This window comes from uncultured Planococcus sp., assembly GCF_947501725.1.
Lineage (GTDB): Bacteria > Bacillota > Bacilli > Bacillales_A > Planococcaceae > Planococcus > Planococcus donghaensis_C.
On sequence record NZ_CANMXD010000003.1, the window covers coordinates 98,315 to 111,156 of the forward strand.

A 12,842-nucleotide genomic window follows, 5' to 3' on the forward strand; every position below is an offset into this window, starting at 1 on the left:
CTATAGGCTCTGGCATCATGCTATAATTCTTTTTGTTTTCATTTTATTAAGTGAGGTGGGCTAATCATTGTCTCAATTAGAAACTCCGTTATTTGATGCGCTTTTGAAGCATCGAAACCGGCACCCGATCCAATTTCATATTCCAGGCCACAAAAAAGGCCAAGGCGTCGATCCCGCATTCCGGGAATTTGTCGGCGATAATATTTTATCCATTGATTTGATTAATATCGCCCCTCTGGACGATCTACATTCTCCGAAGGGTGCCATTAAAGACGCGCAGGAACTGGCTGCCAAAGCATTCGGCGCGGACCATACATTCTTTTCGGTACAGGGTACAAGCGGCGCCATCATGACCATGATTTTGAGTGTGGTTGGTCCCAACGACAAAATACTCGTACCGCGAAATGTCCATAAATCCATTATGTCGGCCATTGTCTTTGCCGGTGCCATCCCGATTTTCATCCATCCGGAAGTTGATCCTGAACTCGGAATCTCACACGGCATTTCTGCAGAAGCTGTAGAAAAGGCGATGATCGAATATCCGGATGCCAAAGCGGTGCTGGTCATCAATCCGACGTATTTCGGAGTAGCAGCTGATTTAAAACGGATCGTCGATATTGCTCATGCGCGGAATGTGCCTGTTTTAGTCGATGAAGCACACGGCGTCCACATTCACTTCCATAAATCGCTCCCTATTTCAGCGATGGCGGCAGGAGCAGACATGGCGGCAACTTCTGTCCATAAGCTCGGTGGATCTATGACACAAAGCTCTGTACTCAACGTTCGGGAAGGTCTGGTATCGCCTAAACGCGTTCAGTCCACGCTCTCGATGCTGACGACAACATCGACTTCATACCCGATTCTGGCGTCCCTTGACACTGCTCGCCGTCAATTGGCGATCCATGGCTTCGACCTGATCGACCAGGCAATCCGTCTGGCTCAGGATGCCCGCAAGCGCATCAATAAGATTCCTCATCTGCATTGCGTCGGAAAAGAGGTATTGAATTCGTCAGCCACTTTCGATATGGATCCGACGAAGCTGCTGATCAGCGTCAAGAACCTGGGCATCACCGGGCATCAAGCTGAGGAATGGCTAAGGGAAAACGCCAATATCGAAATCGAACTTTCCGATTTGTATAATATTCTATGCCTCGTGACAATCGGTGACACCCGCAAGGAACTGAATCTGCTGTTGAATGCTCTACAGCGCATGAGCGAATCATTCGACAGTGACGCCGCTGTCGTCGAACCGGTCGTCCTGCTGCCCGATATTCCACGGCTTGCCATGACGCCGCGAGACGCTTTCTACGCGACAACGGAAGTCATTTCAATCAATGATGCTGTCGGCCGCATTTCAGCTGAATTCATCATGGTCTATCCGCCCGGCATCCCTATTTTCATTCCTGGGGAAATCATTACCGAAGAAAACATCAATTACATCCACATGAACGTTGCTGCCGGTTTGCCTGTACAGGGTCCGGAAGACGATACACTGCAGATGCTGCGCGTTATAAAAGAACAGCAAGCAATCAGATAAAGCAAAAAAAAGATCCAGGAGCCTCTGCTCCTGGATCTTTTTAAATGCCCTCTATTGCTGCAGGGTCTACAAAACCATAGCCTTTATCCTTCAAGCCCTCAATGATGCCTGGAAGGGCCTCTGACGTCCATTCCCGGTCATGCATCAAAAGATTGGCGCCATTGTTCAAGTACTCAGTATTGACCATGATGTCTGTTAATGACTGGGCATCCCGGTACTGCTGTTCCCAATCATAGCCATAGGTCCAATTCATGAGGACCATTTCCTGCTCCTGAACAAGCTGTTTGCTGAAATCCGTATTCGCTCCATGTGGTGCCCGGAAGAATTTCGGTTTTTCCCCGATGATCCCTTCGATCGTTTCATTCAATTGCAGAATCTCTTCTTTTTGCTGCTGTTCAGTAAGATCCCTTAAGTTCGGATGGCTGTTGGTATGGTTGCCGATCGCAAAACCCATTTCATGAAGCTGCTTCAATTGCTGCTTTTCTTCATCCGTGTCCAAAAAATGCCCATTGACGAAAAAGATCGCCGGGATTTCCTGGTTCTTCAAGGTTTCCGCCATCTCCATAGCGTGTTTGTCCGGTGCGTCATCAATTGTCACCAGCACGACTTTTTCTGCAGCATCCGCTATTGGCTGCACGGACCAATTGGCAGAATTAATGCGGTATTGCGGTTCAGCCACTTCCACTTCTTTTACCTTTTGCTCTTTTTCTTCTTCTTTCGGTTCAGCTGTTTTTCCGCCTTCTTCAGTTTCTTCCTTATTTGCCGTTTGATCTACAGCGGGCTCTTTTTCCTCAACCGATGTTTCATTGCTTTCTCCGCTGCACGCAGCCAGCAAAATCAGCATAGCTGCAAGTGTCATCCATCGTTTATGTATCAATACAACCACCCCATTTCTAAACAAATCTTACCATGGCTAGTCCATTTTTTCCAAAAAAAAGAAGCCGCATAAGCGGCTTCCTGGCAATTATTTGATGATATGAATCGGTGTTCCAAGAGCTACTTCCGCAGCTTCCATTGTAATTTCAGCAAGTGTCGGATGCGCATGGATGGTCATTGCGATATCTTCCACTGTCATTCCAGCTTCGATTGCAAGGCCAAGCTCAGCGATCATATCTGATGCACCAGCTCCAACGATCTGTGCCCCTAACAACAAGCCGTCAGATTTGCGTGAAACCAGTTTCACGAATCCTTCAGTTGCGTTTAATGAAAGAGCACGGCCGTTTGCAGCGAATGGGAATTTCGCAGCCGCAGCTTCGAATCCTTCTTCTTTTGCCTGTTCTTCAGACAAACCTACGCTTGCAAGTTCCGGATCTGTAAAGCAGACTGCCGGAATAGCCATATAATCAACTTCAGACTTCTCGCCTGCAATTGCTTCTGCAGCAACTTTACCTTCATATGAAGCTTTATGGGCCAATTGAAGTCCAGCTACCACATCTCCGATTGCATAGATATTCGGGATGTTCGTACGGCATTGCTTGTCGACTTCGATCAAACCACGGTCCGTCATTTTAACGTTCACTTCTTCAAGACCCATTTCGTCTGTGTTCGGACGACGGCCAACTGTTACAAGAACATAATCAGCTTCAAGCGTTTTTTCTTCCCCGCCAGCTTCATAAGTGATCTTGACGCCTGAATCAGTTTCCTCTACACCTTTAGCAGATGCTTTAGTGATGACTTCAACGCCTTTTTTCTTCAATCCTTTTTTAACGATTGCTGTCATCTGTTTTTCGAATCCAGCTAAGATATCAGGAGCGCCTTCAAGGATCGTCACTTCAGAACCCATGTTCGAAAATGCAGTACCAAGCTCTGTACCGATATATCCGCCGCCGATAACGACAAGTTTTTTAGGAAGCTCAGTAAGTGCCAAAGCTCCAGTTGAATTAATCACGCGTTTTGTAAATTTAAACGTCGGGATTTCAACCGGACGAGATCCCGTAGCGATAATTGCATTTTTGAATTTATACGTCTGCGCTGAATTGTCATCCATTACACGAACTGTATTTTCATCAACGAAATAAGCTTCTCCACGTAGGATTTCGACTTTATTGCCTTTAAGAAGAGATTCAACGCCGCCAGTCAATTTCTTGACGACACCGTCTTTGAAAGCTTGTGCTTTTTCAAAGTTAAGCGAAACTTCTTTGGCAACAATCCCCATATCTTCCGAATGCTGAGCTTCCTCAAAACGGTGCCCAACAGAAATCATCGCTTTTGAAGGGATACAGCCGACATTCAAGCAAACGCCGCCAATATATTCCTTTTCAACGATTGTTACTTTTTGACCAGTTTGTGCTGCACGAATAGCTGCAACGTAACCGCCAGGGCCTGAGCCGATTACAAGTGTGTCTGTTTCGATCGGAAAATCTCCTACTACCATAAGTTTTACGCCTCCATTAATAGTAATTCAGGTTGACTTAATAAACGTTTTATGTGATTTAATGCATGTTGCGCTGTTGCACCATCGATCATTCTGTGATCGAAGCTCAATGATAATGCTAACACAGGTGCAGCTACAATTTCACCATTTTTAATTACAGGCTTCTCTGCAATTCGGCCAATTCCAAGAATTGCTACTTCCGGATGGTTGATGACTGGTGTGAACCATTGACCACCAGCAGAACCGATGTTTGTAATCGAGCATGAAGCGCCTTTCATTTCAGCAGCAGATAATTTGCCGTCACGCGCTTTTGTCGCCAACCCATTGATTTCATCGGAAATGGCGAATACGGATTTACGGTCTGCGTTTTTGATGACAGGAACCATCAAGCCTTTTTCTGTATCGGCTGCAATACCGATGTTGAAATAATGCTTCTGGATAACTTCGCTTGTTTCATCATCAAATGATGTATTCAAGGCTGGGAATTCACGCAATGTGCTGACCAAAGCTTTCACCACGTATGGCAAATAAGTGAGTTTGATTTCTTTTTCTGCCGCAATATCCTTGAACTTTTTGCGGTGTGCCACCAATTCCGTGACATCCACTTCGTCCATTAAGGTTACGTGAGGAGCGGTATGTTTTGAATGGACCATCGCTTTAGCGATCGCTTTGCGGATACCGGACATTTTCTCACGGGTTTCAGGGAATTCACCTTCAGGAGCTGCCGCTGCTTTAGGTGCCGCTGCCGCTTTTTCAGTGCTTTCTTCTGCCGCTTCCTGTGGAGCTTCCTCAGAAGCTGCAGGCGTTGCCGCTTTTTGGTCGCCGTTCATGAAGGCTTCCACATCTTCTCTTAGGATGCGTCCATTATTGCCGGATCCTGAAACTTGTTTGATATCAACATCGTTGTCGCGCGCAAATTTGCGGACAGACGGCATTGAAATGACGCGTGCATTTGGATCAGACTCTTCTTTAGCATCAGCTTGCGGCTGAGCTCCAGCGCCAGTCTTCTCTTCAGGCTTGTCGTCTTCAGCCGGAGCTTTATCGACATCCTGGCCGGATTCGGCTGTACCGGACTGAACCTGCTCTTCCGTTTCTTCCTTCACTTCAGGAGCTGCTTCTTTTTTATCGCCTTGCTCTTCATCTTCTCCACCATCAGCATCAGGTGCATCAATGCGGATCAAAACATCGCCTACTACGGCAACTGTTCCTTCTTCCACCAACACTTCTTCAACTGTTCCTGAAACCGGTGATGGAATTTCAACGACCGCCTTGTCGTTTTGCACTTCAACAAGGATATCGTCTTCTTCGATTTTATCTCCTGCTTTTACGAACCATTTTACGATTTCACCTTCATGGATACCTTCTCCGATATCAGGCAAACGAAATTCAAAAGCCATATATTTCACCCTTCCGTTTCTGTCTATTTTAAAACGTAAGTACTTTTTTAGCTGTTTCTACTATATCATTCGCATTCGGAAGCCAAACTTGCTCCGCTTGCGAGAATGGGAATATAGAGTCTGGCGCAGTTACACGTAGAACAGGTGCCTCTAGGCTCAAAATCGCACGATCTGTGATTTCAGCCACGACACTCGCTGCGATTCCAGCTTGTTTTTGAGCTTCCTGAACGACCATAGCGCGTCCAGTTTTTTCTACAGAAGCGATGATTGTTTCAATATCAAGCGGTTGGATGGTGCGTAGGTCGACCACTTCAACCGAGTAGTTTTCTTTTTCAAGCGCTTCTGCTGCTTTGATGCTTTCCTGCACCATTGCGCCGTAAGCGATAATCGTTAAATCTTTGCCTTCACGTTTCACATCCGCTTTACCGAGAGGAATCGTATATTCTTCTTCCGGCACTTCCTGGCGGAAAGAACGGTACAGCTTCATATGCTCAAGGAAAATGACCGGATCGTTGTCACGGATTGCTGAAATCAACAAACCTTTTGCATCGTACGGTGTAGACGGAATGACTACTTTCAGCCCAGGTTGAGCCGCCATTAATCCTTCCAATGAATCAGCGTGCATTTCTGGTGTGTGGACGCCGCCGCCGAATGGCGAACGAATTGTCACTGGCGAATTCAGGCTCCCGCCGCTGCGGAAACGCATGCGTGCCATTTGGCCGCTGATCGAATCCATCACTTCATAGACAAATCCGAAAAACTGGATTTCCGGAACAGGTCTGAATCCTTGTAAAGCAAGACCAATTGCAAGGCCGCCAATTCCAGATTCCGCCAAAGGTGTATCGAAGACACGATCTTCTCCGAATTCTTTCTGCAAACCTTCCGTTGCACGGAATACCCCGCCGTTATTTCCTACATCTTCACCGAAAACAAGAACATTTTCATCGTTCTTCATCTCTGTTTTCAGAGCGTCGGTAATCGCTTGGATCATTGTTAATTGTGCCATGGCTTACTTCGACTCCTTTGCTTTATAGATATCCATCTGCTCTTGCACGTTGAACGGCAGCTCTTCATACATAAATCCGAGCAAATCTGTAACTTTTTGCTTCGGAGCGCCATCCGCTTTTTTGATTGCCGCTTTGATTTCTTCTTTAGCTCTATCCATTACTTCAGTTTCTTTCGCTTCATCCCAAATGCCTTTCGCTTCCAGGTATTTACGGAAACGGACAAGCGGATCTTTCTTTTCCCATTCGCTGTCGATATCCGATGTACGGTAGCGTGTCGGGTCATCCCCTGCCATCGTATGTGGTCCATAACGGTAACAGAATGTTTCAATCAGCGTCGGGCCTTCCCCTTTGATTGCACGTTCACGTGCATCGCGTGTCACCGCATAAACAGCCAATGGATCCATTCCATCGACAAAGATGCCTGGAATGCCGGCAGCTACAGCTTTTTGGGCAATTGTTTTAGCGGCAGTCTGAGCTTCACGAGGAGTCGAGATTGCGTATTGGTTGTTTTGGACGATGAAGATAGCCGGTGCACGGAAAGCTCCGGCAAAGTTGATTCCTTCATAGAAATCGCCCTGTGAAGAACCGCCTTCTCCTGTGTAAGTTACTGCAACAGCTTCTTTTTTGCGTTTCTGCATACCAAGCGCAACGCCCGTAGCCTGGATAAACTGAGCGCCGATGATGATTTGCGGCGGCAGAACATTCAAGCCTTCAGCCATCTGATTCCCCATGAAATGCCCACGGGAGAAAAGGAATGCCTGGTGAAGCGGCCATCCATGCCAGATCAATTGTGGTACATCACGATAACCCGGCAAAATGAAATCTTCTTTCGACAAAGCGAAGTGAGAGGCCAATTGAGAGGCTTCCTGTCCTGCTGTCGGAGCATAGAATCCAAGACGCCCCTGACGGTTCAAGGAAATAGAACGCTGATCGAGGATCCGCGTATACACCATACGGGTCATCAGTTCCTGAAGATCTTCATCCGATAGTTTCGGGTCTGCCTCTTCATTGACGATTTTGCCTTCTTCGTTCAAAATCTGAACCATTTCAAACTTTTCTTCGATTGCATTAAGCGTTTCCACTGGATCGAACTGCTGTGATTTTTTCGCAGCCATAAAAGCAACTCTCCTTTTTATCTGTATTAAAATAATTACCCATTGTTTATGATACAATTGCACATTCTTTACCAGTATACGTTACAAAAATAACTCGGTCAATCATAGAGAACCTAACATTTTCGGACAATAGTAATAATAAGATAATTCGAATATCCAAAACTGTATCAGTTGATTTCAAGGCCTGTATTATAATACAGAAGCGTTTTCGACCATCTTTTATAGCACAGAAAAAGCGACCCTAACGGCCGCTTATTCCTCGCTTTCATTTAATTTTTCCATTGTTTCGTCCTTTAAGTCATTCACCTGTTGTGTTAACTCATTGAACGCTGTAACAGCCAGCTGGACCTGCTCGTTTTGCTCATTCACTTCTGCAGCTTTTTCCTGAAGCAGCTGCAATTTGCTTTCTTCATCCTTCAATAGTGCATACAGTTCTTTTTGGCGAGCGACCAACTTTTCATAGGCTGTTGTAAACTCATCATGGGCAGCAAAGCGTTCCTGCATTTTTGCTTTCAGCGCTTCCAGATCAGCTTTTACAGATTCCTCTTTCGCTTCTTCGATTACTTTGTCGATTTCAGTGAAACTCTCTTCAGCCGATTCCATCGACTCTTTTTCAGTCTGTAAAAACTCCAGGCGTTCATCTGCAGAATCAAGTGCTTCTTGAGCCTGCTCTGCCACCTGCTCCTGTTCCTCTTGAGTCAGAGCCATAATTTCTTCAAACAATTGCTGTTCCTTTTTTTCCCGCTCCTCGAGGTCATCCTGCACTGCACGATATTCTTCTTCAGCATCGAAAGTCTCATTCAGAACGCCATCCAAATCTTCCCTGATGCCCGAACCTGAACAGGCAGACAACAATAGAAGAACAGATAAACTAACCGCCATCCCTAATTTCTTCATCTGATTCACCCCTTAATTACCATGAATTAACTATAGTATGCAGAGGATTAAAATACAACTCCACCCAATAGCTTTTTCTTTTTTCAAAACCACAGATTTACGTTATACTAAATTGTATAGCAAGCCATTTGAAAGGATGAAATCACTTGATACGAATGAAAGACATAATACGTGAAGGTCATCCTACACTCAGAAAACGCGCTGAGGAAGTGAAATTCCCCCTTTCTGAAGCAGATCGGAAATTGGGTGAAGACCTTATGGAATACGTAGTGAACAGCCAGGATGATGAATTGGCTGAAAAATACGATTTGCGCCCCGGTGTGGGAATTGCTGCGCCTCAAATAAATGAAGCGAAACGCATATTCGCCTTGCATTTCGATGAGACTTCCGGAGAAAACCTTAGCCTGATTGCGGTGAATCCTAAAATCGTCAGCCATTCAGTAGAAAAAGCTTATTTAGCAGCTGGAGAAGGCTGCTTGTCTGTCGACCGTGCAATTCCAGGTTATGTACCAAGATATGCCCGAATCACCATCAAGGCATTCAATTTGGATGGCGAAGAAATCAAGATGCGCTTAAAAGGCCTTCCAGCGATCGCCTTCCAACATGAACTCGATCACTTGAATGGGGTCATGTTCTTCGATCACATCGATTCCAAAAACCCATTCGCGGAAATTGAAAATGCTATCGCAATCGAAAGAGACTCGGCTGAGTAAGCCGAGCCTCTTTTTTATTTCAGTGAGCTTTGAATTTTTCAGTCGATGGGTGCGGCGCTTTTCTCATTGTCCAGACTCCAGCAGCTAGCTCTTTGGGTCATAAGCCAACCCAACTGTCTAGTTCAGTGCCTAGCTCTTCGGGATGTAAGTCGATCTGGCTGTGTGGCTGAAAATATGCCACTTCGCCAGCTCATCTTACACCTGTCAGAGCTGAGCAGGCACTTCTACTTTTCGTGCTACGTGGCAAAAGCACCACTTCACTGGTCCGTCTTATGCCCGGCAGAGCTGGACAGCTGCTTCCGCTTTTCTCTTTGTCCAGACTCCAGCAGCTAGCTCTTTGGGTTATAAGCCAACCCAACTGTCTAGTTCAGTGCCTAGCTCTTCGGGATGTAAGTCGAACTGGCTGTGTGGCTGAAAATATGCCACTTCGCCAGCTCATCTTACACCTGTCAGAGCTGAGCAGGCACTTCTACTTTTCGTGCTACGTGGCAAAGTACGCCACACTGTCGGTCTGTCTTATGCCCGTCGGGGGCCCGCAGGATGCGGGTCAGCTAACCGTTGCAACAGGAAGTCGCGTTCTTAGGTTAGCTTCAGCACTGGGCGCTTCCGCTTTTCTCTGTCCAGCTCCAGCAGCCAGCCCCTCGAGTCGCTTCAGCCTTACCAGCAATGGCAAAGAGCGCCATTACCGGCAAGGCTTCCAGCGCTTGTCGGGGCTAAACGGCTGCTTCCGCTTTTCTTTATCAAATCAATTTCAGATGCTTGAAGGCTTTTGCAAGTCCATCGTTGTCGACGTGATCCGTGACGTAGGTTGCACGTTTTTTTGTTTCTTCGTGGCCATTCTCCATTGCTACGCTGTATCCGGCAATATCCATCATCTGCAGATCGTTAAGACCGTCGCCGAATGCAATCGTATCTTCTATAGAGTGTCCCGTCGCTTTGATCAAGTGCTCGATTCCGCTAGCCTTTGTTCCGCCTTTGGGTGTGATATCACAGGATACGCGATGCCAGCGGACAAAGTCCACTTGCTCAAATGCCTCATGATATTGCTGTTGTTCTTCTTTTTCACAAAATAGCAGCGCTTGGTATATATCATTTTTCAGATAAAAATCTTTTTCCACTTCCGGATGCGGCATTTTCAGCGTTTTGATGCTTTCGTCGATATCCGGATGAAAATCAATGGACGATACCATCTTATTTTCATTCATGAACACGATCGGATGGTCACGCTGCTCCGCATATTCAAAAATCTCATTGAGCATATTCGAATCGATCGCCTGTTTATGGATGGCTTGCCCTTTATGGGAGATATACTGACCATTGAATGTAATGTATGTATCTATGTTCAGTTCCTCCAGAATCCGAGTGATCATAAAGGGACCGCGTCCGGTTGCAATGGCCAGTTCGTGGCCATTCAAACGAGCCTGTACCAATGCTTCTTTTGCAGAAGCCGGCAATTTTTTGTGTGAATCCAATAAAGTTCCATCAATATCCAGCAATAATAATTTAGACATTTTTTAGTCTCCATTCTTGTTAAATTGAGTAGCCATGCCAAAGCCCGGTTCCTTTACAATTGTCAGAAAAAAAAGTATACTCGCTATAAGGAGTGGTTGGCCATGCTGAAACGTTTGAAAAGAAAACTTCTCAGACAGCTCAATGGCATCATGAACAAAAAGAAAATCGCATAAATGTTTTAGCCCTTCTTTATAAATAAGGAGGGCTATTCTTTATTTTAGTCTAATGACATGATAATATAAAGGAAGTGCATTTATCTGAGCGTGGAAAAAGGAGAGCAAACAATGATTTTTAAAGTATACTACCAAGAAAACCGTTTTGAAGTACCAGTTCGAGAAAATACCCAAAGCCTTTATGTGGAAGCAGCATCCGAGCGAGAAGTCCGACACCACTTAAAAGACCGCAACTACAATATTGAACTTGTTCAATTACTTGAAGGCAATCATCTCGAGTATGAACAGGCTGCCCAAAATTACGAAGTCGAGAGCGTAGAATAATCATGAAGTTCGTCAAGAACGACCAAACAGCTGTTTTCGCCCTAGGCGGACTGGGTGAAATCGGCAAAAATACGTATGGTGTCCAATTCCAGGATGAAATTATCCTGATTGATGCAGGCATTAAATTCCCGGAAGACGATTTGCTCGGAATCGATTACGTTATTCCGGATTACACATACTTAGTAAAAAATGTCGACAAGATCAAAGGCCTCTTCATTACACATGGCCATGAAGACCATATCGGCGGCATTCCCTACTTGCTTAAAAAAATCAATATTCCAGTATACGGCGGCAAACTGGCTCTTGGCCTATTGCGCAAGAAATTGGAAGAACATGGTTTATTGCGTCAAACGAAAATGACTGAAATCGGTGAAGATGATATCATCAAGTTCCGCAAGACAGCTGTCAGCTTTTTCAGCACAACCCACAGTATCCCTGATGCTTTCGGTGTCGTAGTGAAAACTCCGCCCGGTAATATCGTCCATACTGGTGACTTTAAATTCGATTTCACCCCAGTGGGTGAGCCTGCCAATTTATTGAAGATGGCGCAAATCGGCAGTGAAGGCGTACTTTGTTTGCTGTCGGACAGTACAAATGCTGAAGTTCCTGACTTTACCATGTCCGAACGAAAAGTCGGCGACTCCATCAAGGAAATCATGAGAAAAATTGATGGACGTTTGATTTTTGCTACTTTCGCGTCGAATATCTACCGTCTTCAGCAGGTAACTGATGAAGCGGTCGCGCAAGGCCGTAAAATTGCCGTCTTCGGACGCAGCATGGACAATGCGATGACAATCGGCCGCGAGCTTGGCTACATCAATGCTCCGGAAGATGCTTTTGTAGATACACAAACCTTGAACCGTTTGCCGGCAAACGAAGTATTGATTCTCTGCACCGGCTCACAAGGTGAACCGATGGCCGCTCTTTCGAGAATCGCCAACGGAACCCACCGCCAAATTCAAATTCAGCCGAACGATACGGTCGTCTTCTCGTCTTCTCCGATTCCGGGCAATACGAGCAGCGTCAATCGGACAATCAATTTATTGTTCCGCGCCGGAGCAGATGTAATTCACGGATCACTTAACAATATCCATACATCAGGCCATGGTTCAGAACCCGAAAACAAATTGATGCTTCGTTTGATCAAACCGAAATACTTTATGCCGATACACGGTGAATACCGGATGTTAAAAACGCATGCGGGCTTGGCTGTTGAATGTGACGTTCCACTTGAAAACACATTTATCATGGAAAATGGTGAAGTTCTTGCTTTAGGACAGGATGAAGCTTCTGTAGCAGGACGTGTTCCTTCCGGTGATGTTTACATCGACGGCAGCGGAATCGGCGACATCGGCAACATCGTTCTGCGTGACCGTCGCGTGCTTTCGGAAGAAGGCTTGGTCATCGTCGTCGTAAGCGTCGATATGCAGAAGAACAAAATGGTCTCCGGACCTGATATCATTTCACGCGGATTTGTCTATATGCGTGAGTCAGGTACCATGATCTATGAGGCTCAGCAAATGCTGAACCGCCATTTGAACAAGAAGATACACAGCAAAAACACGGAATGGGCAGAATTGAAAAATGACATTTCCGACGTTCTTGGGCCGTATCTCTACGAAAAAACAAAACGCCGTCCAATGATTTTGCCGGTGATTATGGAAGTTTAGCAGAAAAGCGCAAGCAGCCGTTAAGCCTCGACAAGCGCCCGATAGATCCTATCGGCACTCGCACTAGACCTAAAAAAGAAGCATTGGAGTAAAATCCAATGCTTCTTTTTCGTGTTCATTTAG

General features: G+C 45.8%; 11 protein-coding genes. 4 read left to right on the forward strand and 7 right to left on the reverse strand.

Annotated elements, in window-relative coordinates:
* The first annotated feature begins 67 nt into the window (after positions 1 to 67).
* On the forward strand, positions 68 to 1,537 hold the full coding sequence (locus tag Q0785_RS05120; RefSeq protein ID WP_298826511.1) for an aminotransferase class I/II-fold pyridoxal phosphate-dependent enzyme: 1,470 nt from the start codon (positions 68 to 70) through the stop codon (positions 1,535 to 1,537).
* Between the two features lie 40 nt (positions 1,538 to 1,577).
* Here Q0785_RS05120 and Q0785_RS05125 read toward each other — a convergent pair whose 3' ends face one another.
* The 6 genes from Q0785_RS05125 to Q0785_RS05150 form a co-directional block, all read right to left on the reverse strand.
* Complete coding sequence (locus Q0785_RS05125) at positions 1,578 to 2,414, reverse strand: polysaccharide deacetylase family protein (protein ID WP_298826514.1); 837 nt, start codon at positions 2,412 to 2,414, stop codon at positions 1,578 to 1,580.
* An 87-nt stretch (positions 2,415 to 2,501) separates the two neighbouring features.
* Positions 2,502 to 3,911: a dihydrolipoyl dehydrogenase gene (gene lpdA, locus Q0785_RS05130; RefSeq protein WP_298826517.1), complete on the reverse strand. Its 1,410-nt coding sequence runs from the start codon at positions 3,909 to 3,911 to the stop codon at positions 2,502 to 2,504.
* Between the two features lie 5 nt (positions 3,912 to 3,916).
* The gene (locus tag Q0785_RS05135; RefSeq protein ID WP_298826520.1) at positions 3,917 to 5,308 is read right to left on the reverse strand and encodes a dihydrolipoamide acetyltransferase family protein; all 1,392 of its coding nucleotides are present in this window, start codon (positions 5,306 to 5,308) and stop codon (positions 3,917 to 3,919) included.
* 28 nt (positions 5,309 to 5,336) lie between these two features.
* A complete protein-coding gene (locus tag Q0785_RS05140) occupies positions 5,337 to 6,314 on the reverse strand; it encodes an alpha-ketoacid dehydrogenase subunit beta (protein WP_298826523.1) in 978 nt (325 codons plus the stop codon).
* A 3-nt stretch (positions 6,315 to 6,317) separates the two neighbouring features.
* Positions 6,318 to 7,430: a pyruvate dehydrogenase (acetyl-transferring) E1 component subunit alpha gene (pdhA, locus tag Q0785_RS05145; protein WP_298826526.1), complete on the reverse strand. Its 1,113-nt coding sequence runs from the start codon at positions 7,428 to 7,430 to the stop codon at positions 6,318 to 6,320.
* A 252-nt stretch (positions 7,431 to 7,682) separates the two neighbouring features.
* On the reverse strand, positions 7,683 to 8,327 hold the full coding sequence (locus tag Q0785_RS05150) for a YkyA family protein (RefSeq protein ID WP_298826529.1): 645 nt from the start codon (positions 8,325 to 8,327) through the stop codon (positions 7,683 to 7,685).
* Between the two features lie 146 nt (positions 8,328 to 8,473).
* Here Q0785_RS05150 and def point away from each other — a divergent pair, with 146 nt between their 5' ends.
* Positions 8,474 to 9,040 (forward strand): peptide deformylase, encoded by a 567-nt coding sequence (gene def / locus Q0785_RS05155; protein ID WP_298826532.1) that lies wholly within the window; start codon positions 8,474 to 8,476, stop codon positions 9,038 to 9,040.
* A 740-nt stretch (positions 9,041 to 9,780) separates the two neighbouring features.
* Here def and Q0785_RS05160 read toward each other — a convergent pair.
* Entirely contained in the window at positions 9,781 to 10,551 is a 771-nt protein-coding gene (locus Q0785_RS05160; protein ID WP_298826535.1) for a Cof-type HAD-IIB family hydrolase, read from the reverse strand.
* Between the two features lie 285 nt (positions 10,552 to 10,836).
* On the opposite strand from Q0785_RS05160, the gene Q0785_RS05165 reads away from it, so the two are divergent.
* Together Q0785_RS05165 and Q0785_RS05170 are read left to right on the forward strand one after the other, a co-directional pair.
* Entirely contained in the window at positions 10,837 to 11,049 is a 213-nt protein-coding gene (locus Q0785_RS05165) for a DNA-directed RNA polymerase subunit epsilon (protein ID WP_223633682.1), read from the forward strand.
* Between the two features lie 2 nt (positions 11,050 to 11,051).
* Positions 11,052 to 12,719, forward strand: a complete 1,668-nt coding sequence (locus tag Q0785_RS05170) for a ribonuclease J (RefSeq protein ID WP_223633685.1) — start codon at positions 11,052 to 11,054, stop codon at positions 12,717 to 12,719.
* Positions 12,720 to 12,842 lie beyond the last annotated feature (123 nt).